This window comes from Leclercia sp. M50, from assembly GCF_037150775.1.
Classification (GTDB): Bacteria; Pseudomonadota; Gammaproteobacteria; order Enterobacterales; family Enterobacteriaceae; genus Enterobacter.
This window is the reverse complement of the sequence record NZ_JBBCPK010000041.1, coordinates 16,021-38,333: the sequence shown is the minus strand read 5'-3', so window position 1 is coordinate 38,333 and position 22,313 is coordinate 16,021. Positions and strand designations below refer to the sequence as shown.

The window sequence follows — 22,313 nt, the reverse complement described above, 5'->3', positions numbered from 1 at the left end:
ATCAGTGCATTAGGCTTGCTGATCGCGACAGCCGGTTCTGCTTTTGCAACCACCTACCCTCTGACGATCGAGAACTGCGGCTATAAAGAGACCTTCACCAAAGCGCCAGAGCGCGTGGTGGCACTGGGCCAGAACACCGTAGAAATTCTCTTACTGCTGGGCCTGCAGGATAAGGTTGCCGCCAGCGCCTTCTGGCCGACCAAAGTGCTGCCTGAACTCGCTGAAAAGAATGAAAAAGTTAAATTGCTGACCGTTGAGATCCCGACGCTGGAGTCTATCCTTGCGCAAAATCCGGACTTCGTTCCGGCCCAGCTGCCGCTGCTACTGGGGCCAGAGAGTAAAGTCGCCAAACGCGAAGATCTGGCCACCGTCGGCGTCAACAGCTACATGTCGCCGGGCATGTGCGCCACCAAAAAAGATATCGGCGATATGTACGGCAGCCGCCAGAAGCTCTGGGATATGACCTTCCTGTATAAAGAGATTGAAGATTTCGCCAAAATCTTTAACGTCGAAGATCGCGGCCAGGCGTTGATTGCCGATTTCAAAAAGCGTGAAGCCGACCTGCGGGCTGAGTTTAGCAAAAACAAGAAAGATCTCTCATTTGTCTTCTGGTTCTCCAGCTCCTCCCCCTCTTCTGACGCCTACGTCGGCGGTAAAAACAGCGCCTCCGGCTTTATTGCTAACGTGCTGGGTGGCCACAACGCTATCACCTCTGAAACGGAATGGCCGACCGTCGGCTGGGAAAGTATTATCGCGGCCAACCCGGACGTGATCGTGGTCTCCAGCCTCGACCGCAACCGCTGGGCGCTGGATAACGCCGAGGAAAAAATCAAATTCCTGAAAAGCGATCCCGCCGTCAGCCAGCTCGACGCGGTGAAAAAAGGCCACATCGTGGTGATGGACGGCCAGGCGATGAACCCGACCATCCGCACCCTCTACGGCGCGGAGCAGATTGGTGAACAGCTCAGAAAAATGGAACTGAATTAATGACCGCGGTAGTACAACAGACCCGCCTGAGCTGGCTGTTGCCAGCTTCGGGTTTCCTGGCGGTGGTCGCGCTGCTGCTGGTTATCGCTTTTGGTGTCAGCGTGGGGGAGTTGTCGATCCCCCTGCAGAGCGTGTTCTACGCCATTACCAATAAGATGGGCTTAACCGAGGTGCCGCTCAATCGCATCTACGAGAGCGTGATCTGGGACTTTCGCCTGAGCCGGGCGCTGGTGGCGGCCTGCTGCGGTGCGGGTCTGGCTATCTGCGGCGCGGTGCTGCAAAGCCTGCTGAAAAACGCCCTCGCCGAACCCTACGTCCTGGGGGTCTCCGCCGGGGCGTCAACCGGGGCGGTCTCCGTGGTCGTGCTGGGCATTGGCAGCGGTACCGTGACGCTTTCCGCCGGGGCCTTCGCCGGGGCGTTTACCGCCTTCGCGTTTGTGGCCCTGCTGACGAACGGTGCCCGCGGCGGCAGTGAACGCACCATCCTTGCCGGGGTTGCCGCCTCGCAACTGTTTAACGCCATCACCGCCTGGACCGTCAGCACCTCGGCCAGCGCCCAGCAGGCGCGCGACGTGATGTTCTGGCTGCTGGGCAGCTTTAGCGGCGTGAGATGGCCCGAGTTCCAGATGGTGCTGGTCGCGGTGCTGGTCGGTCTGGCTGTCTGCCTCTGGTACGCCCGGGCGCTCGACGCCTTCACCTTTGGCGATGATGCCGCCGCCTCGCTGGGGATCGCCGTCCCTTGGGTGCGGCTGATCCTGTTCATCGTTACCGCACTGATGACCGCCACCATCGTCAGCATGGCGGGTTCCATCGGCTTTGTCGGCCTGGTGGTGCCACACATGATGCGCTTCTTCTTTGGCCCGCTGCACCGCACGCTGCTTATCGCCAGCGCGCTGGCGGGTGCCATCCTGATGGTGCTGGCGGATATCGCCTCACGCCTGCTGATCGCTCCGCAAAGCCTGCCGGTGGGCGTCGTTACCGCGCTGGTGGGCGTCCCGTTCTTTGCTGTGATTATCTACCGTTCAAGGAATAAGTGATGAGCATCACTGCTGAAAATATCACCTGGAAGGTGGGTAAAAAGGTCATCGTCGATAATGTCTCGCTGGCGGTATCTCAGGGGCAGACCGTCGGCCTGCTGGGGCCAAACGGTTCAGGCAAATCATCGCTGCTGCGGATCCTGGCCGGTTTACGTCGCCCCCATAGCGGCACCGTCGCGCTGGATGGCAAAAGCATCAATGGCATCCCGAAAAAGCAGCTCGCCCGGCGGGTAGCCTTTGTGGAACAGCATGGCATGACCGACGCCAACATGCGCGTGCGGGACGTGGTAAAGCTGGGACGTATTCCGCACCACTCCCCTTTCTCCGGCTGGACGGCGCAGGATGACGAAACGGTAAACCAGGCGCTGAAGACGGTGGATATGCTGCATCACAGCGAGCAGGGCTGGCTGAGCCTCTCCGGCGGCGAGCGCCAGCGGGTGCACATCGCCCGGGCGCTGGCGCAAATGCCAACCGAGATCCTGCTGGATGAACCCACCAACCACCTGGATATTCACCATCAGATGCAATTGATGCAGTTGATTAGCCAGCTGCCGGTCACCAGCATCGTCGCCATTCACGATCTTAACCACGCCTCTATGTTCTGTGATGCGCTGATCGTGATGCAAAAAGGGCGCGTTGTCGCCAGCGGTACGCCGCAGGCGATCCTGACCGAAGAGCTGCTGTGGGAGATATTCCGGGTGAAAACCCGCATTGAGCTCTCCCCCGATCATGGCAAAAAACATATTCACTTCCTCGTCTGAGGCAAAATAACAGGTGCTATCCATTCGCCCCGCGACGCAACTCTGGCCGCCCGTCTTACTGGGCAGCCAGTTTGTTTTCAATATTGGTTTTTATGCCGTCGTCCCCTTCCTGGCGATTTTTTTACGCGACGATATGCTGCTCTCCGGCGGCGTTATCGGGCTGGTGCTCGGGCTGCGGACCTTCTCCCAGCAGGGGATGTTTATCGTTGGCGGCGCTCTCTCCGACCGCTACGGCGCGCGCATCATTATTCTTTGCGGCTGCGTTGTGCGGGTGGTGGGCTATCTGCTGCTGGCCTTTGGTTACAGCCTGCCGGTCATTATTGCCGGGGCGTGCCTCACCGGGATCGGGGGCGCGCTCTTCTCCCCCTCCATCGAAGCCTTACTGGCCAAAGCCGGAACCCGCAGCGAGGCGCAGGGAAAACGCAGCCGCGCCGAGTGGTTCGCCCTCTTTGCGGTATGTGGCGAGTTGGGGGCCGTCCTGGGCCCGGTCGCGGGTGCCCTGCTCACCGGCCTGGGTTTTCGTCAGGTGGCGCTGGCCGGGGCCGCGGTCTTCGTGGTGGCGCTGATAGTGCTGTTCTTCTGTTTACCTTCAGGCTCAGCAAAAAACCAGCCGCTGCATATCACCCCCTGGTGGACCACCTTTCGCCAGCCGCGGTTCGTGGCGTTTATCATCGCCTGGAGCAGCTGGCTGTTGAGCTATAACCAGCTCTATCTGGCGCTTCCGGTGGAGATCCAGCGTGCTGGCGGCAGCGAGAAAGATCTTGGCCCGCTGTTTATGCTGGCCTCGGGGCTGGTGATCCTCTTTCAGCTTCCGCTGGCGCGTTTTGCCCGTCGGGTGGGCGCGGTGCGGGTCCTGCCGGTGGGTTTTCTGCTTATCGCCGCCGCGTTTCTGAGCGTCGCGCTCTTTGCACCCTCCGAACCGGCAACCGGCTGGCTGCGTCTGCTGCCTGCGGCCTGTTTTGTCACCCTGCTGACCACCGGCCAGATGCTGCTGGTGCCGGCGGGCAAAGATGTGGTGCCGTGGTTTGCGAGTGAATCGACTTTAGGCGCGCACTATGGCGCACTGGCTACCGCTGGGGGCTGCGCGGTGCTGGCGGGAAATTTATTGCTCGGCGATCTGCTCGATCGGGCGCTGACGCCTTCCGCCGGGGCGATCGTTCCGTGGCTGGTGTTGGCGGTGTTTCCACTGTGCAGTGCAATTGCCATGGTCGTTATCTGCCGCCCGATGCGCAGGGCGCGACGCTAGTCGGCTGACGCCACAGCATGCGCGGCCCTGCCCGGCGCATCATCTGCTCATCTTCTACATAAGACACCCATTCGCCAGATGCCCGAATAAATCGAAGGACAACAGTGAATGCTACTCGGTTTAATGAAAACCAGATTCTTGATGCAGTCTCGATTGTATTCACACTATGATTACAACAAAACACAATCCAAAAAAACATTGCAATTCAATAAGATAACAATACATCTGGTGATTATCATCACAGAATTGCATGCTTATAAAAAAATCAAATACGATTTTTTTGGTATTTATATCCGTTTAAAATTTAAATTTTATGTGAATAAACTATCCAAAAACTCATATTTAAACAAAAACTCTGTTTTACTCTTTGAACAAATAGATGCCCGTTTTTAGTCGCTCCCCTCCCCAGCATTCCATTAACATTATTGGAACACCACCCAAACGAGGCATCATGATGCTATTCGATATTCCTTCAGATGACGTTCTTTATAAGGCATTGATTGAACGGGATCCTTCCTATGAAGGCTTTGCATATGTGGGGGTCAAAAGCACAGGTATCTTCTGCAAGCTGACCTGTCCTGCCAGAAAACCCAAAAAAGAAAATTCAACCTTTTATTCATCTATAGGTTCAGCGCTGGAAGCCGGGTTCAGACCTTGCAAACGCTGTAGGCCGATGGCTATCGGACTAACTCGTGAGCCTATGATCGACAAGCTACTGGATGAGCTGGAAAGTAACACTGATAAAAAGTGGTCCGAAGGTGCCATTGCAGAAATGGGATTCGATCCGTCGACAGTCAGGCGGGCATTCAGACGTCAGTTTGGCATTACTTTTTTAGAAATTGCCCGGCAGAGAAGGATTGGGAAAAGTGTGGAGTCTCTGACTGACGGATCAAAAGTAATCGATGCACAATTAACAGCCAATTATGATTCAGGAAGCGGATTTCGTAATGCAATATCGCGGCATATCGGTGTTTCTCCCAAAAATGCTCATAATAGATTTTACCTTAAAGCAGACTGGATAGAGACCCCTATCGGAACAATGATCGCCATTGCGGATAAATACTCTCTTTATTTACTGGAATTTCTCGACAGAAAAGCGCTGCCAGGCGAAATGGAAAAACTTAAAAAAATCACCAACGCCGAAATTGTTATGGGCCGCGAAGCCCCCATCGATCTCGTTGAGAAAGAGCTTAACTTATACTTCGAGGGTAGAATTTTCCATTTTAATACACCCTTAGCAGAATTTGGCACAAGATTTACAAGAGGAGTCTGGGATGCACTGAGAAAAATTCCTATGGGCGAATTAAGAAGTTATTCAGATATTGCTAAAGAGCTAGGCAATACCACGGCTTGTCGGGCAGTTGCCCGAGCTAATGGAGCAAATCAAATCTCCATTTTAATCCCATGCCATAGAGTAATTGGCGCAGACGGAACATTAACAGGATATGGTGGTGGGCTGTGGCGTAAGAAATGGTTAATTGAGCATGAACGCAGAATTTCAAATAACTGAGAGGCAATATGAATAAGCACATCGAATCATTTCATATATTACACAGGAAGGATTACCCACTTTTTCTCTATAATATCTGGGATGCAGGTTCGGCAAAAATTCTTGCCACTAATGGCGCAGAGGCGATTGCGACCAGCAGCTGGTCTGTTGCGGAGGCGCAGGGATACACTGACGGGCAATCCATGCCTTTTGATGAGTTACTTATAATTGTAAAAAATATTGTTAAAGCGGTAAACCTTCCAGTCACTGTCGACTTCGAAAGCGGATACGCTCAGGCATTAAAAGAGGTTTGTGAAAACTTCTCTGCGTTGATTGATGTCGGAGTCGCAGGCGTTAACTTTGAGGACCAAAATATCGCTCAGGGTGGTATATTCGGGATAGATGAACAATCTGAAAGAATAACAGCCCTGAGAAAAACAGCAGATAAAATGGGGGTTAATGTTTTCATTAATGCCAGAACAGATATTTTCTTGCAAGAAGGTGACCAGAACAAACATACCAATTTACTAGAAGCCGTCATCCACAGAGGACGTGCATATCGTGAGGCTGGCGCAAATGGATTATTTATTCCTGGCACCACAGACCATTATTTAATAAAACAAGTTTGTTCGGCAGTCGATTTACCAGTAAACATAATGGATTTAAGTAGTATACCGGACCTTCAGGCTTACAGTAAATCTGGTGTTAAACGTGTAAGTATCGGTCCAAAGTCCTGGATTGAATGTAGTGCAGAACTAAAAGATAAAGCTATAAAAATTTATCGCTAGATTTACCTAAACCTCTTCATTCAGGAATTATTAATTTCAGTTTTCAGAATTGTATTGCCGGGGAAAGGCCAGTGATGGATATTAACTCTTTCCAGACCTGATATATCAGCAAGAAAAATGCATTCAGTCGATTTAATGATGGTCGATTGTGGACCATCTTATCTCGCCGTTAATGTGGCAATCTGTCGCCCGATGCGCAGGCCGCGCACCTGAATGGTTACTTTTTCGGGCGGTACTTTTCCGGCAGCTCGGGCACCGGGCGGCGATCGTCAATCAGATGGCGAATCGTCAGAATCGGGTGACGCCAGAGCATGCGCGGCCCCGCCCAACGCATGACCTGCTTCATCTCTTCACGCTTAGCGGGCTGGTAGCAATGGACCGGGCACTGCTTGCAGGCCGGTTTCTCTTCACCAAACACGCATTTATCCAGCCGCTTGTCGGCATACGCATTCAGCGCTGCGTAATGCCCCGCCTCTTTAGATGCCTGCGGGCACTGCTTTTCATAGAGCGCGATCATCTTACGGATGGTCTCTTTTTCGCGCGCGATCCGTTTTCCTGCCATAGCCTGATACTCACTGATAAGTTGTATGCATAATACCTTTTTAAATCGGGAAGTTCAGCCCGATTTCATATTTTACATTTCGTTTTCTGAAGACGCTTCGCAGTTCTGCGTTTGTCTCAGGTTCATTTTACTGGCATTTTATACAGGTATTTTTTATCACCTGATCCTTGCCTGAGAAAAAGGAGTTTCTATGTCAGATATCAGCATTTCCAGACCCAGCCGTCAGCTCACTGTAGGGTATTTCAGAAAGCGTCATGAGGATCGCAAGACCAAGATCCCGACCCGCTACAGCGTACACGCCGCGTTGAGTTTAAAGGGCGACTGGCTGGAAGAGGCCGGTTTTAAAACCCATTCCCGGGTACGGGTGCTGGTTGAACAAGGAAAACTGGTGATTGAGCTGGTCGGCGAAGAGCCGGACTAAGGCGGTGACATTTTGCTGCGCCGGGCCATTTTTTCATGCGACAATAGCGGTAATACACGACCCTAACGTCGCCTGAACAGCACTGTTTTCAAAGAAATGGACATCATCACTCCATGACCACTACCGATAATTTTGACGCCCATACCCCTATGATGCAGCAGTACCTGAAGCTGAAAGCTCAGCATCCGGAGATCCTGCTCTTTTACCGGATGGGCGACTTTTACGAGCTGTTTTATGACGATGCGAAACGCGCCTCGCAGCTGCTCGACATCTCCCTGACCAAACGCGGCGCCTCGGCCGGTGAACCCATCCCGATGGCCGGTATTCCGCATCATGCGGTAGAGAACTACCTGGCGAAGCTGGTTAACCAGGGTGAATCAGTCGCCATCTGCGAACAGATTGGCGATCCGGCCACCTCGAAGGGCCCGGTCGAGCGCAAAGTGGTGCGTATCGTCACGCCGGGCACCATCAGCGATGAAGCGCTGTTACAGGAGCGCCAGGATAACCTCCTTGCCGCCATCTGGCAGGAGAGCAAAGGTTTCGGTTACGCCACGCTGGATATCAGCTCCGGGCGTTTTCGCCTGAGCGAACCGGCCGACCGCGAAACCATGGCGGCTGAACTGCAACGCACCAATCCTGCGGAGCTGCTCTATGCCGAAGATTTCGCCGAGATGGGGCTGCTTGAAGGGCGTCGCGGCCTGCGTCGCCGTCCGCTGTGGGAGTTTGAAATCGACACCGCGCGTCAACAGCTCAATCTGCAATTTGGCACTCGCGATCTGACCGGCTTTGGCGTAGAAAACGCGCCGCGCGGCCTGTGCGCCGCGGGCTGTTTGCTGCAGTACGTAAAAGATACCCAGCGCACCACCCTGCCGCATATCCGCTCCATTACGATTGAACGCCAGCAGGACAGCATCATTATGGATGCCGCCACCCGCCGCAATCTGGAGATCACCCAGAATTTAGCCGGTGGTGTGGAGAACACCCTCGCCTCGGTACTCGACAGCACCGTCACCCCGATGGGCAGCCGTATGCTGAAACGCTGGCTGCATATGCCGGTCCGCGATATTGCCACGCTCACCGCGCGCCAGCAGACCATTGGCGCCCTGCAGGATCGGTATAGCGACCTTCAGCCGGTATTGCGTCAGGTGGGCGATCTGGAACGTATTCTGGCACGACTGGCGCTGCGCACCGCACGCCCGCGCGATTTAGCCCGCATGCGCCATGCCTTCCAGCAACTGCCTGAACTGCGCAGCCAGCTGGCGGAGATCGACTGCGCCCCGGTGCAAAAGCTGCGCGAGGCGATGGGCGAATTTAGCGAACTGCGTGAACTGCTGGAAAAGGCCATTATCGATGCCCCGCCGGTTCTGGTGCGTGACGGCGGCGTGATTGCCCCGGGGTACAACGAAGAGCTGGACGAGTGGCGCTCGCTGGCCGATGGTGCGACGGACTATCTGGATAAGCTGGAGATCCGCGAGCGTGAGCGCCTTGGGCTGGACACCCTGAAAGTGGGTTACAACGCAGTGCACGGCTACTTTATTCAGATCAGCCGTGGACAGAGCCACCTGGCTCCTATTCACTACGTGCGCCGCCAGACGCTGAAAAACGCCGAGCGCTACATTATTCCGGAGCTGAAAGAGTACGAAGACAAAGTGCTTACCTCAAAAGGCAAAGCGCTGGCGCTGGAAAAACAGCTCTATGACGCCCTGTTCGACATCCTGATGCCGCACCTTGCGGATTTGCAGCAGAGCGCCACGGCGCTGGCCGAGCTGGATGTACTGGTCAACCTGGCAGAACGTGCCGAGACGCTGAACTACTGCTGCCCAACCTTCACCGATAAGCCAGGCGTGCGCATTACCGAAGGGCGCCACCCGGTGGTGGAACAGGTACTGAACGAACCGTTTATCGCCAACCCGCTGAACCTGTCGCCGCAGCGCCGGATGCTGATTATTACCGGGCCAAACATGGGCGGTAAAAGTACCTATATGCGCCAGACGGCACTGATTGCGCTGCTGGCCTACATCGGCAGCTACGTTCCGGCGCAAAAGGTGGAGATTGGCCCTATCGACCGTATCTTTACCCGCGTGGGCGCGGCGGACGATCTGGCGAGCGGTCGCTCCACCTTTATGGTCGAGATGACCGAAACGGCAAATATCCTGCACAACGCCACGGAGTACAGCCTGGTGCTGATGGATGAGATTGGTCGCGGCACCTCCACCTACGACGGGCTCTCGCTGGCGTGGGCCTGTGCCGAAAGCCTGGCCAATAAGATCAAAGCCCTGACCCTGTTTGCCACCCACTACTTCGAGCTGACGCAACTGCCGGAGAAGATGGAGGGCGTGGCGAACGTGCATCTGGATGCGCTGGAGCACGGCGATACCATCGCCTTTATGCACAGCGTACAGGATGGCGCGGCGAGCAAAAGCTACGGTCTGGCGGTGGCGGCGCTGGCGGGCGTGCCGAAAGAGGTGATCAAGCGGGCCCGTCAGAAGCTGCGCGAACTGGAAAGCCTGGCGCCAAACGCAGCGGCTACCCAGGTAGATGGCACCCAGATGTCTCTGCTGGTCCCTGCCGAAGAGACCTCCCCGGCGCTGGAAGCACTGGAGAACCTCGACCCCGATTCTCTGACACCACGTCAGGCGCTGGAGTGGATTTATCGGTTGAAAAATCTGGTCTAGCGCTCTGCGGTATGTCTTGCCCGGTGGCGCTATCGCTTACCGGGCCTACAAAAGACGCTGGATCCCAGGCCGGGTAAGGCGTAGCCGCCACCCGGCTTTTTTATCCGCGCTTATCTTCCGCCAGCAATGGCGGAATGGTCGGCACCTGCGGGGCATCGTCGATATCTTTCTGCGTCATGCGAAACGCTTCGGGATAGTGCTCGCGGCTGGTGCGGCGCAGCGGCTCGGTATCGCGCCAGGTATACAGACAGTGCTGGCACTGATACACCGTCCAGACATCTTTAACCGGCGACGTCGCCATCACCTCAATATGTTCATCGGCACAACGTGGACAAATCATTTTCCCCTCCTTATTTACGTGCGGCCAGCATCGCGGTCAGTTTTTCAGCCCAGGCTTTGGTTTCAGGCAGATCCTGTACCGGCTGGCTGTAGTGTCCACGCATATCGGGTGCAACCGGTGTGGTGGCGTCGATAATCAGTTTGTCGGTGATCCCCGCCGGACTTGAACCCGGATCCAGCTCCAGCACCGACATGTTCGGCAGCTGCACCAGATCCCCCGCGGCGTTCACCTTCGACGACAGGGCCCACATCACCTGCGGCAGGTTGAATGGATCGACATCCTCGTCCACCATGATCACCATCTTCACGTAGCCCAGGCCATGCGGCGTGGTCATTGCCCGCAGCCCCACGGCGCGGGCAAAACCGCCGTAACGTTTTTTAGTGGAGATAATTGCCAGCAGGCCGTGGGTGTACATCGCGTTCACCGCCTGCACTTCCGGGAATTCAGCTTTCAGCTGCTGGTAGAGCGGCACGCAGGTTGCCGGGCCCATCAGGTAGTCGATTTCGGTCCACGGCATCCCGAGATAGAGCGACTCAAAAATCGGTTTTGTGCGGTAAGAGACTCTATCGATGCGCACCACGGTCATGTTACGGCCACCGGAGTAGTGCCCGGTGAACTCCCCGAACGGCCCTTCGATTTCGCGTTTGCGGCCCTCAATCACCCCTTCGAGGATCACTTCCGAACCCCATGGCACGTCAAAACCGGTCAGCGGTGCGGTAGCGATCGGATACGGGCTTTCGCGCAGCGCTCCCGCCATCTCATATTCTGATTGATCGTACTTGAGCGGCGTCGCCCCCATCAGGGTGATGATCGGGTCATTGCCCAGGGTGATCGCAATCGGCAGATCCTGCCCACGCTCTTCTGCTTTATGCAAATGCAGGGCGATGTCATGCATCGGCACCGGCTGCAGACCCAGCTTGCGTTTGCCCTTCACCTCCATGCGGTAGATGCCGACGTTCTGCTTGCCGAAGTGATCCGGATCGAGGGGATCGCGGGAGACCACACAGGCTTTATCCAGGTAGAAACCACCGTCACCGTCGTTCAGGCGGAACAGCGGCAGAATATCGAACAGATTGATCGCATCGCCATCCACCGTGTTCTCTGCCCAGGCCGGGTTGGCGCGACGCTCCGGCGCAACCGGGAAGTTATCCCAGCGGCGAATAAACTCGTCGATCTGCTTTTTCACTGGCGTATTCGGCGGCAGCCCCAGCGAGATGGCGTGGTTTTGCCAGGATCCGATGGTGTTCATCGTCACGCGTGCGTCGGTAAAGCCGCGGATGTTGTCAAACCAGAGCGCAGGCGCGCCATCCCCAATGCGCCCGGTGGCGTTGGCTGCCGCCGCCAGATCCGGTTCCGCATCGACCTGTTCCGTAATTTTCAGCAGTTGCCCTTGCTCATCGAGCGCCTGCAGGAAGCTTCTCAAATCATCAAATGCCATGTTTATTCTCCTGGGAAAAATGTCTGGCCGCCTGTAACCCCTCCCAGCGACGGGCTTTGTTATGCGTCAGACCAAACTGATCGAGCACCCGGGTCACAATGTGTTGAGTAATGTCATCGGCGGTTTGCGGGTGGTTGTAATAAGCGGGCATCGGCGGCACCATTGCCACGCCCATGCGGGAAAGCGCCAGCATATTTTCAAGATGGATAGTGCTGAGCGGCGTTTCCCGCGGGACCAACACCAGCTTGCGTCCCTCTTTTAACACCACGTCAGCGGCGCGCCCCACCAGCCCTTCGGCATAGCCTGCGCGGATGCCCGCCAGCGTTTTCATGCTGCAGGGAATGACGATCATGCCGTCGGTGCGAAAGGATCCGGATGAGATGGTTGCCCCCTGATCGGCCGGGCTGTGAACCACATCGGCTAATGCAGCAACATCCTGAGCGGTATAGGGCGTTTCCAGTTCAATCGTTGTTTTCGCCCATTTCGACATCACCAGATGGGATTCAACTTCCGGCATGTCGCGAAGCGCCTGCAGCAGCGCCACGCCGAGCGGCGCACCGGTCGCCCCTGTCATCCCAACAATCATTCTCATGCAAAACCTCATTTAATTTGTTCGTATACGAACTTGTTGCTTACCGTACGCCCGGATCTGAACGCTGACAAGATCGTTCGCATGCGATCACACGAAATGGTAAAACGGGCTGCGTTAAATTCGCCGCTGATCGGGGCTATCATAAAGAGATCATTTTTATGCTGGAGAGTTCATGGAACTAAAACAAGAAGCGTTCCACCTGTTACGTCAGCTTTTTCAGCAACATACTGCGCGCTGGCAGCAGGCCTTACCCGAGCTGACTAAGCCGCAATACGCGGTACTGCGTTCTATCGCGGAACATCCGGGCATTGAGCAGGTGGCGTTAACGGAAGTCGCGGTAAGCACCAAAGCGACGCTGGCTGAAATGCTGAGCCGCATGGAGGCGCGCGGGCTGGTGAAACGCGAGCACGATCCGGCAGATAAGCGCCGCCGGTTTGTCTTCCTGACGCCAGAAGGTGAAGCTCTGCTTGCAGGCTGTAAACCGGTTGGCAACACGGTGGATGAGGCGTTTTTAGGACGTCTCAACAAGGCCGAGCGGGAGCAATTCTCTGCGCTTATCAAAAAGATGATGCACGGCTAATTCACGCTGGTGCGCATAAAATCAATAAAGATGCGCACTTTCGCTGGCACATGCCGGGCATCAGGATACACGGCATAGATGCCCTGCTGCGCAAAGGTATATCCAGGTAAAACCGGGACCAGTCTTCCCGCATCAAGCGCATCGCGCACCAGCCATTCCGGCAGTAACGCCACCCCACCTCCCGCAATGGCAAAGGCCATCAGCGCCTGAGCGCTGTCGGCAAACAAACGCGGCGCTTTTTTTATCTCCAGCATTTCAGGCACGCCACTGGCATCTTTCACCTGCCAACGCAGCGGCGAGGCAACACGCTCGTGAATAATCCAGTCGGCCTGCGCCAGTTGCACCAGCGATTTGATCGGATGATTAACGAGCCATTCGGGTGCCGCGACCGGGAGAATGGAGAAGTGCGAAATCAGCGCGGCGTGGTAGCGAGAATCGGCAAGCGTTCCCAGCCGGATGGCCACGTCAAAGCGCTCCGAGATAAGGTCGGCGTGCAGTGACGACGAAACATGACGCACGCGAAGATCCGGATGCTGCTGGCTAAACCTGGCCAGCAGCGGCACCACGGCCTGCGAACCATACTCGGGCGTGGTCGTGATCCGCAGTTCCCCCGTGAGCCCCGCATGGTTGGCGCGGACATCATCCTGCAACTGCTCTGCGTCCTTCAGAAGCGCGACGCTGCGTTGATGAAACAGCACGCCCGCCTCGGTTAACGTCAGTCGTCGGGTGGATCGCAGCAGCAGGGTGACGCCCAGTTCAGCTTCGAGCTGGCGAATATTGAAGCTGACCACCGCTTTTGTCAGACCCATCGCATCCGCTGCCGCCGTGAAACTCCCGGTATCGGCCACCGCAACAAACATCTGCGTACGCAGTAAGTTAATCATCATCACCCTTTATACTGTCAAAATAATTTTGACAGTATATTCCGCTTTGTCAGGTTTATCCGTGCTTTTGGGGCCGATACGATACGCCACCTCACCGGAGGATCCACCATGACGTATCGCAGCAAAGTCGCCACAGTCTACCTGCTGGGCTTTTTTCTGGATTTGATCAACATGTTCATTGCAAGCGTCGCCTTTCCGGCGATGGCTCACGATTTTAACGCCACCCCTTCAGCGCTTGCCTGGGTCAGTAACGGATACATTGCCGGTCTGACGCTGGTGATCCCATTCAGCACCGTGCTTACGCGCCGGATCGGGCCAAAGCGCGTCATCCTGCTCTCGCTTTTTCTGTTCAGCGCAGCCTCTGCGGCGGCAGGCTTGTCTGCAACGCTTGAAAGCCTGATCGCATGGCGCGTGCTGCAAGGGGTGGGAGGTGGCTTATTGATCCCCGTCGGACAGGCGCTGACCTGGCAACAGTTTAAGCCTCACGAACGTGCCCGGCTCTCCTCCGCGGTCATGCTGGTTGCGTTGCTTGCTCCCGCCTGCTCCCCTGCTGTCGGGGGCCTTCTGGTGCAGACGCTAAGCTGGCGATGGATATTTTTCGTCACGCTCCCGGCTGCCCTCACGACCTTTGTTCTGGCCTGTCTGTGGCTTAGACACGAAATGCCCGCGATGAAAGCGGCCAGGTTGCTAAACCTGTCGTTGCTCGCGGACCCGCTTTTGCGATTTTCCATGCTTGTCTATGTCTGTGTGCCCGGTATGTTTATTGGGGTGAACGTCACGGGGATGTTTTATCTTCAGCACGAGGCGAACCTGAGCCCGGCAGCAACGGGAATGCTCATGCTGCCGTGGTCTGTGGCATCGTTTATCGCTATCACAGCGACGGGCCGCTACTTTAACCGCATCGGCCCTCGCCCCCTTATTGTTACAGGTTGCCTGCTCCAGGCGCTGGGTATTCTGCTTTTACTGGGCGTCAGCCCGGACGGCGCGGCGCTGTTACCCACCGTGGCGTTTGTGCTGATGGGGGCCGGGGGAAGCCTGTGCAGCAGCACGGCTCAGAGCAGCGCTTTTCTGACGACGCGCCGGGAAGATATGCCAGACGCCAGCGCCCTGTGGAATCTCAATCGTCAGTTGAGCTTTTTTGCCGGTGCCCTGCTGCTGGCGCAGGCACTGAGCCTGGCGCAGGTCTGGCTGCCGCCGCTCGCCGCATGGCACGGGGCGTTTATTTTTGCCGCAGGCATGACCTTGTTGCCTGTTCTGTACGTTTTTCGTCTTAACAATACGCAGGTCCTCACCCAACTGAGACAGGAGAATTCATGACGCCTTTCGAACACGACATTATCGACCTCCACATTGCGCTTGAAAACTGGTTAGGCAAAGGCGAAGGCGATACCAACGCCCTGCTCGCCCGTTTCAGCCCCGATTTTCTAATGATCCCGCCGGGCGGTGCCCCACTCGACTATCAGGCCCTTGCCAGTTTTTTGGAAAGCCAGCGCGGAAGCCGTCCGGGGCTGAAGATCGTGATTGATGAATTAACGACGTTGCAGACATGGGATAACGGCGCAGTGCTTCACTACCGCGAAACACAAACCCGCCCGGACCAGCCGGTGAATGTGCGCTGGTCCAGCGCCGTCCTGAACCAGAAGGGAGAGACTCTCACCTGGCGTCTGCTACACGAAACCGCAGCGCCTTAAGCAAAAGAAAAAGGCCAGTCTTTCGACTGGCCTTTTTTGACGAAAAGGTGCTTACTCGCGGAACAGCGCTTCGATATTCAGCCCTTGCCCCTGCAGGATTTCACGCAGGCGACGCAGACCTTCTACCTGAATCTGACGAACACGTTCACGGGTCAGGCCGATTTCACGACCGACATCTTCCAGTGTCGCAGCTTCATACCCCAGCAGACCGAAACGACGTGCCAGCACTTCACGCTGTTTGGCGTTCAGTTCGAACAACCATTTGACGATGCTCTGTTTCATATCATCGTCCTGCGTGGTGTCCTCCGGGCCGTTGTCTTTTTCATCGGCCAGGATGTCCAGCAGCGCTTTCTCGGAATCGCCACCTAGCGGGGTGTCGACAGAGGTAATACGCTCGTTGAGACGCAGCATACGGCTAACATCATCAACAGGTTTATCAAGCTGTTCGGCAATCTCTTCCGCGCTTGGCTCGTGGTCCAGCTTATGGGACAACTCGCGCGCGGTACGCAGATAAACGTTCAACTCTTTCACAATGTGAATAGGCAGTCGAATCGTACGGGTCTGGTTCATGATTGCCCGTTCGATGGTCTGTCAGATCCACCACGTCGCATAGGTTGAGAAACGGAACCCACGTTCAGGGTCAAATTTCTCTACTGCGCGGATCAGGCCCAGGTTGCCCTCTTCAATCAGATCCAGCAGAGCCAGACCACGATTGCTGTAACGACGGGCAATCTTAACCACCAGACGCAGGTTACTTTCAATCATGCGACGACGTGAAGCCACATCACCACGTAATGCCCGGCGCGCGAAGTAAACTTCTTCTTCTGCTGTTAACAGTGGGGAGTAACCAATCTCCCCAAGGTAAAGCTGAGTCGCATCCAGCACACGTTGTGTGGCACCCTGCGATAACAGCTCTTCTTCAGCTAAATCGTTATCACTGGGTTCCTCTTCTACTAAGGCTTTTTCGTCAAAAGCCTCTACTCCGTTCTCATCAAATTCCGCGTCTTCATTTAAATCATGAACTTTCAGCGTATTCTGACTCATAAAGGTGGCTCCTACCCGTGATCCCTGGGCGCAACATACCAAAAGATATGTCCCGCCAATTTATCGCTGCGGTAAATACTGCAGCGGGTTTACGGATTTCCCCTTGTAACGAATTTCAAAATGCAAGCGTGTAGAACTGGTTCCGGTGCTACCCATGGTAGCTATTTTCTGCCCCGCCTTAACTTCTTGTTGTTCCCGGACCAGCATCGTATCGTTATGGGCGTAGGCACTCAGGTAATCATCGTTGTGTTTGATGATAATAAGATTACCGTAACCGCGCAGAGCGTTACCGGCGTATACCACGCGTCCATCAGCGGTCGCGATAATAGCCTGTCCCTTACTCCCTGCGATATCGACCCCTTTATTTCCCCCCTCGGAGGAAGAAAAGTTCTCGATAACCTTGCCTTCAGTCGGCCAGCGCCAGGAAGAGATTGGCGAGCTGGACGTCTGACTACTGGCAACGGGTGCGGTAGAGCTAACCACAGGAGCCGTAACGGGTGCTGTAACTACAGTCGCAGTCCCCTTATTGTTCGGCAACATCTTGTTAGCACTCTGTTCACCTGAATCTTCAGAATACGTAATTGTCGGTTGCGACGCAACCACTGTGCTTGATTTTTGCGCAGGCGTCACACTGTTATTTTGCGCTGTGACGTCAGCCGCAGAAACAGTATTGCCTGGCGTTAACGGTGCGCCGGTCGCATTGCCCACCTGTAGCGTCTGGCCGACATTCAGGCCATACGGGGCCGGAACGTTGTTTCGCTCTGCCAGATCGCGGAAATCGTTCCCGGTGATCCAGGCAATATAGAAGAGGGTATCACCGCGTTTCACGGTGTAGGTGCTGCCGCCAGTATAGCTGCCTTTCGGAATGTTCCCATACTTGCGGTTATACACAATGCGGCCATTTTCCGTCTGGACAGGTTGTTCCACTGGCTGAATCTGTACTGGCTGGGTAACCGGACGCTGAACAGGCTGGATTTGCGGAGTTTGTTGCGCCGTTGAGGTGCCCATTTTGGGCGGAGGGGTGATCAGCATGCCACCGGATGAATTACCAGAACCGCTATTACCGCCGACCGAACTGACAGGCGCAGGGGCATTATTCGATGTTGAACAACCTGCCAGCCAGATTGAAACCAGTGACAATGCCGCAACTCGGCTGATGGTGAATTTTGGGCTTCCCGCGCTCATTTATCCCCCAGGATTATTTTTAATTACCAGTGACTTAAAATTACCGTAATGTCACGACGTTTTGCGCCACACCATACGCTGAATTTGCCTGAATAACCCTGGAAAAATCCGAGTCTCAGGCCAGCTCTCCTTTTACCAGAGGCACGAAACGTACGGCTTCTACGGTATCGATAATAAACTCGTTGCCCCGTCGACGAACACGCTTCAACAGTTGGTGTTCATCGCCCACCGGTAAAACGAGGATCCCGCCGTCGTCCAGTTGCGCCATCAGCGCAGCCGGGATCTCAGGCGGTGCAGCCGTCACGATAATGGCATCAAACGGGCCGCGTGCCTTCCAGCCCTGCCAGCCATCCCCGTGACGGGTAGAAACATTATGTAAATCGAGCTGCTTCAGGCGGCGGCGCGCCTGCCACTGCAACCCTTTAATGCGCTCAACCGAGCAGACATGATGCACCAGGTGCGCCAGAATGGCGGTCTGGTATCCAGAACCTGTGCCAATCTCCAGCACCCGCGAGTCCGGGGTCAGCTCCAGCAGCTCGGTCATGCGCGCCACCATATAGGGCTGGGAGATGGTTTGCCCCTGCCCTATCGGCAATGCGACGTTGTCCCACGCTTTGTGCTCAAACGCCTCATCCACAAATTTTTCCCGCGGTACCCGCGAGATGGCGTCCAGCACCCGCTCGTCAGCAATGCCCTGACTGCGTAATTGATTCAGAAGAGTTTGTACACGATTGCTTACCATTGCGAGCTCACCCCGGCGCGATCCAGCCAGCCTGAAACCACATCCTGCGCGTTATGCGCGGTCAAATCGACGTGCAGCGGGGTGACGGAGACGTAGCCTTCATCTACGGCGGCAAAATCGGTATCCGGCCCGGCATCATGTTTTTCGCCCGGCGGACCAATCCAGTACAGCGTGTTGCCGCGCGGATCTTCCTGCGGGATCACTTTATCCGCCGGGTGGCGGCTGCCACAGCGCGTCACGCGGATACCTTTGATTTGATCCAGCGGCAGATCCGGCACGTTGATATTAAGGATGCGGCCGGTGCGCAGCGGTTCACGGCTCAGCGCGCGCAGAATGGCGCAGGTGACCGCGGCGGCGGTGTCATAATGCTGATGGCCGTTAAGCGAGACCGCCAGGGCAGGAAAGCCGAGATGGCGTCCTTCCATGGCGGCCGCCACCGTACCGGAGTAGATCACGTCATCGCCCAGATTGGGTCCGGCATTAATGCCGGAGACCACCACGTCCGGGCGGGGACGCATCAGCGCATTAACCCCCAGAAAGACACAGTCGGTCGGGGTGCCCATCTGCACGGCGATATCACCGTTATCGAAGGTAAAGGTGCGAAGAGACGACTCGAGGGTTAACGAGTTAGAGGCACCGCTGCGGTTACGATCGGGAGCCACCACCTGCACCTCGGCGAACTCACGTAGCGCTTTCGCCAGCGTCTGAATGCCTGGCGCATGGATCCCGTCATCGTTACTCAGCAATATTCGCATAGTCACCCGAAGTGTTGATAAGTTCCCTGACAACACTGGTGGCAAAGCTGCCTGCCGGCAGCCAGAAACGTAGCTCGACGGTTACGTCATCCCACCAGTTCCAGCTCAACTGTTGCGGATAGAGCAGCATCGCCCGGCGTGCCGCTTCGACTTTTTCCCGCACCAGCAGTGAGCATAACTCTGTTTCATCGGCGATGGCAGACTGTTCAAAGCGCAGCGCATCACCCTGCGGACCCCAGTCGCCGGTTCCCGGCAGGGCCGCAGTGATCATCAGCGTTTTTGCCTCGACGCGCGCCTGCACATCGCGCAGCTCTTCGTCAGTGGCGACAAACCAGCTGCCGCGTCCCGCTAATTGTAGCGCATCGCCGACAACAACTTGATTCGCGTCTGTTTTTTTCAGTCGCTCGCTGACGATTTGATTAAACAACGCGCTGCGGGCTGCCGACAACCAAAAACTGCGTTTATTGCGATCGCGCACCGGGGCATTGCTCTGCGCCCAGCGTAGTGCCCCCTGCAGGTTACTGCCGCCGATGCCAAAACGCTGCGCGCCAAAGTAGTTCGGCACACCCTGCGCCTGGATGGCGTTAAGACGCTGTTCTACCTCGTCGCGGTTGCTTACCTCGCGCAGCACCAGGGTAAAGGCGTTGCCCTTTAACGCGCCGAGGCGCAACTTGCGCTTATGGCGGGCATATTCCAGCACCTGGCAGCCTTCGAGCTGGAACTGGCTTAAATCGGGCATCCCGTTCCCCGGCACCCGCGCGCAGAGCCACTGTTCCGTCACGGCGTGTTTGTCTTTCTGCCCGGCGAAGCTTACTTCACGAGCGTGAATTTTCAGGAACTTTGCCAGCGCATCGGCCACAAAACGGGTGTTACAGCCATTCTTCAGGATCCGCACCAGAATGTGCTCGCCCTCGCCATCCGGCTCGAAACCCAGATCCTCGACGACCACAAAATCTTCCGGGTTGGCTTTCAGCAGCCCCGTGCCCTGCGGTTTACCGTGCAGGTAGGTCAGGTTGTCGAAGTCCGTCATTTCACCGCCTTCACCAGCAGCGCCACGGCTTCGCAGGCAATGCCTTCACCACGGCCGGTAAAGCCGAGTTTCTCGGTGGTGGTCGCTTTGACGTTGACGTCGTCCATATGGCAGCCAAGATCTTCGGCAATAAAGACGCGCATCTGAGGAATATGCGGCAGCATTTTCGGCGCCTGGGCAATAATGGTCACATCCACGTTGCCAAGGGTATAGCCTTTGGCCTGAATACGGCGCCAGGCTTCGCGCAGCAGCTCGCGGCTGTCGGCCCCTTTGAAGGCCGGATCGGTATCCGGGAACAGCTTGCCGATATCGCCAAGCGCCGCCGCACCGAGTAGCGCATCGGTTAATGCGTGCAGTGCAACATCGCCATCAGAATGCGCGAGCAGTCCTTTTTCATAAGGGATGCGTACGCCGCCAATGATAATTGGGCCCTCGCCGCCAAAGGCGTGTACGTCAAAACCATGTCCAATTCGCATTATGCCTTCTCCTGATGGGTCGAACGGGTAAGATAAAATTCTGCCAGCTGTAAATCTTCGGGGCGCGTCACCTTTATATTATCTGCGCGCCCTTCAATCAGTTCCGGGTGAAAACCGCAGTACTCCAGCGCCGAGGCTTCGTCGGTGATGGTTGCGCCTTCGTTCAGCGCACGGGTTAAGCAGTGGTGCAACAGCTCGCGAGGGAAAAATTGCGGCGTGAGTGCATGCCAGAGGTCAACGCGCTCCACCGTATGGGCGATGGCCGGCAGGCCGGGCTCGCCGCGTTTCATGGTATCGCGGACCGGCGTGGCCAGAATGCCACCAACGCGGCTGGTTTCGCTGATGGCCAGCAGCCGCGCCAGGTCATCCTGATGCAAACAGGGGCGCGCCGCATCGTGCACCAGTACCCAATGTGCGTCACCGGCGGCTTTCAGTCCCGCCAGCACCGAATCGGCACGCTCTGCGCCACCGTCCACCACGGTCACCTGCGGGTGGCGGGCAAGAGGCAGCGCGGCGAAGCGGGCGTCGCCCGGGCTGATAGCGATAACGACCCGCGTCACGAGTGGGTTCGCCAGCAGCGCCGCCACGGTGTGCTCAAGGATCGTTTTATCACCAATTGAAAGGTATTGTTTAGGACATTCAGTCTGCATGCGCCGGCCAAACCCGGCGGCTGGCACAACGGCGCATACGTTGGAAAAAGTTACTGCCATGGCGTAATCCTGGGCCTGATTATCGAGTGTTTTGTACTGAGCCCTGGTTGCGTTTAGACGCATCCGGCACCAGACGATAGAAGGTTTCGCCCGGCTTAGTCATGCTGAGTTCGTTGCGCGCACGCTCTTCAATGGCTTCCTGTCCGCCATTGAGATCGTCAATTTCCGCAAACAGCTGATCGTTTCGCGCTTTTAATTTGCTGTTTGTTGCCTGCTGCGCCGTCACGTCATCGCTGACGCGACTGTAATCGTGAAGGCCGTTCTTACCGAACCACAGCGAATACTGAAGCCAGACCAGCAGAGCCAGCAACAGCAGCGTAAGTTTACCCATCCTGCCCCCTGAAAAACGGCATCATCATCCCATAACTTTCCCCATGACTCTACATCGGGGCTACAGAGATGCCGCAACATTGCGGGCAAATGTACCACATTTTTTTTGCAGATTCGCGCAAGCCAACAATGTCACATAGTTGGTTACGGTTTGAATTATGGATGAACTTATCCCATGAGCCACAAAAATAACAGTCCCACCATAGCGACCACCGTTAAGACGGTGATAAACGAACTGTAGAGCAGCTTGCCGTGAAGCAGAGAGTGGAGCGCGATCCCTACCACAACGGCAACGGGCATCAGCGCCAGAAAGAAAGGCCAGGTATAAAGGAAGAAAAACAGCGTATTGCTGCCGTAAAACAGGAAAGGGATCCCCAGTGCCATCAGCCATGACGCAAAGCCGACAATCGCCCCAGGAAAAGACCAGGTCGTCTCGTCATGTGCCGATACTGTGTCCGACCCGGTGATGATGTAGTTTTCACTGTTCCGCATAGCTGATCCTGTGACCGTGACATATTGATGGAGATTAAGCATCCCCATCAATACCATC

General features: G+C 56.0%; 25 protein-coding genes and 1 pseudogene. 12 read left to right on the top strand and 14 right to left on the bottom strand.

Features of this window, described 5'->3' with window-relative positions:
• The 6 genes from WFM46_RS12040 to WFM46_RS12015 all read left to right on the top strand — a co-directional run.
• A partial coding sequence (locus WFM46_RS12040; RefSeq protein ID WP_442913456.1) for an ABC transporter substrate-binding protein occupies positions 1 to 987 on the top strand: 987 nt, incomplete at its 5' end.
• Entirely contained in the window at positions 987 to 2,024 is a 1,038-nt protein-coding gene (locus WFM46_RS12035) for a FecCD family ABC transporter permease (protein ID WP_156655155.1), read from the top strand. The genes WFM46_RS12040 and WFM46_RS12035, both read left to right, overlap by 1 nt.
• Complete coding sequence (locus WFM46_RS12030; RefSeq protein ID WP_312348364.1) at positions 2,024 to 2,785, top strand: ABC transporter ATP-binding protein; 762 nt, start codon at positions 2,024 to 2,026, stop codon at positions 2,783 to 2,785. Before WFM46_RS12035 ends, WFM46_RS12030 begins: the two co-directional genes overlap by 1 nt.
• Before the next feature lie 13 nt (positions 2,786 to 2,798).
• Positions 2,799 to 4,031 carry an MDR family MFS transporter gene (locus WFM46_RS12025; protein ID WP_336997686.1) on the top strand — a complete coding sequence of 411 codons (1,233 nt, stop codon included), beginning with the start codon at positions 2,799 to 2,801 and terminating at the stop codon, positions 4,029 to 4,031.
• Positions 4,032 to 4,482: 451 nt separating this feature from the next.
• Positions 4,483 to 5,541: a bifunctional transcriptional activator/DNA repair enzyme AdaA gene (locus WFM46_RS12020; protein WP_336997685.1), complete on the top strand. Its 1,059-nt coding sequence runs from the start codon at positions 4,483 to 4,485 to the stop codon at positions 5,539 to 5,541.
• 8 nt (positions 5,542 to 5,549) lie between these two features.
• Entirely contained in the window at positions 5,550 to 6,308 is a 759-nt protein-coding gene (locus WFM46_RS12015; RefSeq protein WP_336997684.1) for an isocitrate lyase/PEP mutase family protein, read from the top strand.
• 217 nt (positions 6,309 to 6,525) lie between these two features.
• On the opposite strand, the gene WFM46_RS12010 is transcribed toward WFM46_RS12015, so the two are convergent.
• Complete coding sequence (locus WFM46_RS12010; protein WP_103822686.1) at positions 6,526 to 6,870, bottom strand: nitrous oxide-stimulated promoter family protein; 345 nt, start codon at positions 6,868 to 6,870, stop codon at positions 6,526 to 6,528.
• A 190-nt stretch (positions 6,871 to 7,060) separates the two neighbouring features.
• Between WFM46_RS12010 and WFM46_RS12005 the strand changes: the two genes are divergently transcribed.
• Both WFM46_RS12005 and mutS read left to right on the top strand, forming a co-directional pair.
• Entirely contained in the window at positions 7,061 to 7,291 is a 231-nt protein-coding gene (locus WFM46_RS12005) for a SymE family type I addiction module toxin (RefSeq protein ID WP_103180903.1), read from the top strand.
• A 113-nt stretch (positions 7,292 to 7,404) separates the two neighbouring features.
• Complete coding sequence (gene mutS / locus WFM46_RS12000) at positions 7,405 to 9,966, top strand: DNA mismatch repair protein MutS (RefSeq protein ID WP_336997683.1); 2,562 nt, start codon at positions 7,405 to 7,407, stop codon at positions 9,964 to 9,966.
• Positions 9,967 to 10,066: 100 nt separating this feature from the next.
• Here the strand turns inward: mutS and WFM46_RS11995 are convergent, their stop codons facing one another.
• The 3 genes from WFM46_RS11995 to WFM46_RS11985 are packed head-to-tail and all read right to left on the bottom strand — an operon-like array spanning position 10,067 to position 12,336.
• Positions 10,067 to 10,306, bottom strand: coding sequence for a non-oxidative hydroxyarylic acid decarboxylases subunit D (locus WFM46_RS11995; RefSeq protein WP_114316919.1), 240 nt, complete (start codon positions 10,304 to 10,306; stop codon positions 10,067 to 10,069).
• Positions 10,307 to 10,316: 10 nt separating this feature from the next.
• A complete protein-coding gene (locus tag WFM46_RS11990; protein ID WP_336997682.1) occupies positions 10,317 to 11,744 on the bottom strand; it encodes a non-oxidative hydroxyarylic acid decarboxylases subunit C in 1,428 nt (475 codons plus the stop codon).
• Positions 11,734 to 12,336 (bottom strand): non-oxidative hydroxyarylic acid decarboxylases subunit B, encoded by a 603-nt coding sequence (locus WFM46_RS11985; protein ID WP_336997681.1) that lies wholly within the window; start codon positions 12,334 to 12,336, stop codon positions 11,734 to 11,736. The genes WFM46_RS11990 and WFM46_RS11985 overlap by 11 nt, the downstream gene beginning before the upstream one ends.
• Positions 12,337 to 12,508: 172 nt before the next feature.
• Here WFM46_RS11985 and WFM46_RS11980 point away from each other — a divergent pair, with 172 nt between their 5' ends.
• The gene (locus WFM46_RS11980; protein WP_336997680.1) at positions 12,509 to 12,916 is read left to right on the top strand and encodes a MarR family winged helix-turn-helix transcriptional regulator; all 408 of its coding nucleotides are present in this window, start codon (positions 12,509 to 12,511) and stop codon (positions 12,914 to 12,916) included.
• Here the strand turns inward: WFM46_RS11980 and WFM46_RS11975 are convergent.
• A complete protein-coding gene (locus WFM46_RS11975; protein WP_336997688.1) occupies positions 12,913 to 13,800 on the bottom strand; it encodes a LysR family transcriptional regulator in 888 nt (295 codons plus the stop codon). The genes WFM46_RS11980 and WFM46_RS11975 overlap by 4 nt on opposite strands.
• Before the next feature lie 108 nt (positions 13,801 to 13,908).
• On the opposite strand from WFM46_RS11975, the gene WFM46_RS11970 reads away from it, so the two are divergent.
• Together WFM46_RS11970 and WFM46_RS11965 are read left to right on the top strand one after the other, a co-directional pair.
• On the top strand, positions 13,909 to 15,117 hold the full coding sequence (locus tag WFM46_RS11970) for an MFS transporter (protein ID WP_336997679.1): 1,209 nt from the start codon (positions 13,909 to 13,911) through the stop codon (positions 15,115 to 15,117).
• Positions 15,114 to 15,491, top strand: coding sequence for a DUF4440 domain-containing protein (locus WFM46_RS11965; RefSeq protein WP_336997678.1), 378 nt, complete (start codon positions 15,114 to 15,116; stop codon positions 15,489 to 15,491). Before WFM46_RS11970 ends, WFM46_RS11965 begins: the two co-directional genes overlap by 4 nt.
• Before the next feature lie 51 nt (positions 15,492 to 15,542).
• Here the strand turns inward: WFM46_RS11965 and rpoS are convergent.
• Both rpoS and nlpD read right to left on the bottom strand, forming a co-directional pair.
• A pseudogene (gene rpoS, locus WFM46_RS11960) lies at positions 15,543 to 16,535 on the bottom strand (RNA polymerase sigma factor RpoS).
• Positions 16,536 to 16,595: 60 nt separating this feature from the next.
• The gene (gene nlpD / locus WFM46_RS11955; RefSeq protein ID WP_231736666.1) at positions 16,596 to 17,660 is read right to left on the bottom strand and encodes a murein hydrolase activator NlpD; all 1,065 of its coding nucleotides are present in this window, start codon (positions 17,658 to 17,660) and stop codon (positions 16,596 to 16,598) included.
• Here nlpD and WFM46_RS11950 point away from each other — a divergent pair.
• Positions 17,566 to 17,769: a hypothetical protein gene (locus WFM46_RS11950; RefSeq protein ID WP_231736555.1), complete on the top strand. Its 204-nt coding sequence runs from the start codon at positions 17,566 to 17,568 to the stop codon at positions 17,767 to 17,769. The genes nlpD and WFM46_RS11950 overlap by 95 nt on opposite strands.
• A 66-nt stretch (positions 17,770 to 17,835) precedes the next feature.
• Here WFM46_RS11950 and WFM46_RS11945 read toward each other — a convergent pair whose 3' ends face one another.
• The 7 genes from WFM46_RS11945 to WFM46_RS11915 all read right to left on the bottom strand — a co-directional run bounded on the left by WFM46_RS11945 (position 17,836) and on the right by WFM46_RS11915 (position 22,255).
• Positions 17,836 to 18,462: a protein-L-isoaspartate(D-aspartate) O-methyltransferase gene (locus WFM46_RS11945; RefSeq protein WP_336997677.1), complete on the bottom strand. Its 627-nt coding sequence runs from the start codon at positions 18,460 to 18,462 to the stop codon at positions 17,836 to 17,838.
• Positions 18,456 to 19,217, bottom strand: a complete 762-nt coding sequence (gene surE, locus WFM46_RS11940) for a 5'/3'-nucleotidase SurE (RefSeq protein WP_103180914.1) — start codon at positions 19,215 to 19,217, stop codon at positions 18,456 to 18,458. The genes WFM46_RS11945 and surE overlap by 7 nt, the downstream gene beginning before the upstream one ends.
• Positions 19,198 to 20,247: a tRNA pseudouridine(13) synthase TruD gene (gene truD / locus WFM46_RS11935; protein WP_336997676.1), complete on the bottom strand. Its 1,050-nt coding sequence runs from the start codon at positions 20,245 to 20,247 to the stop codon at positions 19,198 to 19,200. Before truD ends, surE begins: the two co-directional genes overlap by 20 nt.
• Positions 20,244 to 20,723, bottom strand: a complete 480-nt coding sequence (gene ispF, locus WFM46_RS11930; RefSeq protein WP_048959481.1) for a 2-C-methyl-D-erythritol 2,4-cyclodiphosphate synthase — start codon at positions 20,721 to 20,723, stop codon at positions 20,244 to 20,246. The genes truD and ispF overlap by 4 nt, the downstream gene beginning before the upstream one ends.
• On the bottom strand, positions 20,723 to 21,433 hold the full coding sequence (ispD, locus tag WFM46_RS11925; protein WP_336997675.1) for a 2-C-methyl-D-erythritol 4-phosphate cytidylyltransferase: 711 nt from the start codon (positions 21,431 to 21,433) through the stop codon (positions 20,723 to 20,725). Before ispD ends, ispF begins: the two co-directional genes overlap by 1 nt.
• 19 nt (positions 21,434 to 21,452) lie before the next feature.
• Positions 21,453 to 21,764 (bottom strand): cell division protein FtsB, encoded by a 312-nt coding sequence (ftsB, locus tag WFM46_RS11920; RefSeq protein ID WP_032613637.1) that lies wholly within the window; start codon positions 21,762 to 21,764, stop codon positions 21,453 to 21,455.
• Positions 21,765 to 21,931: 167 nt separating this feature from the next.
• Positions 21,932 to 22,255, bottom strand: coding sequence for a DUF3561 family protein (locus tag WFM46_RS11915; protein WP_103180917.1), 324 nt, complete (start codon positions 22,253 to 22,255; stop codon positions 21,932 to 21,934).
• Between the last annotated feature and the right edge of the window lie 58 nt (positions 22,256 to 22,313).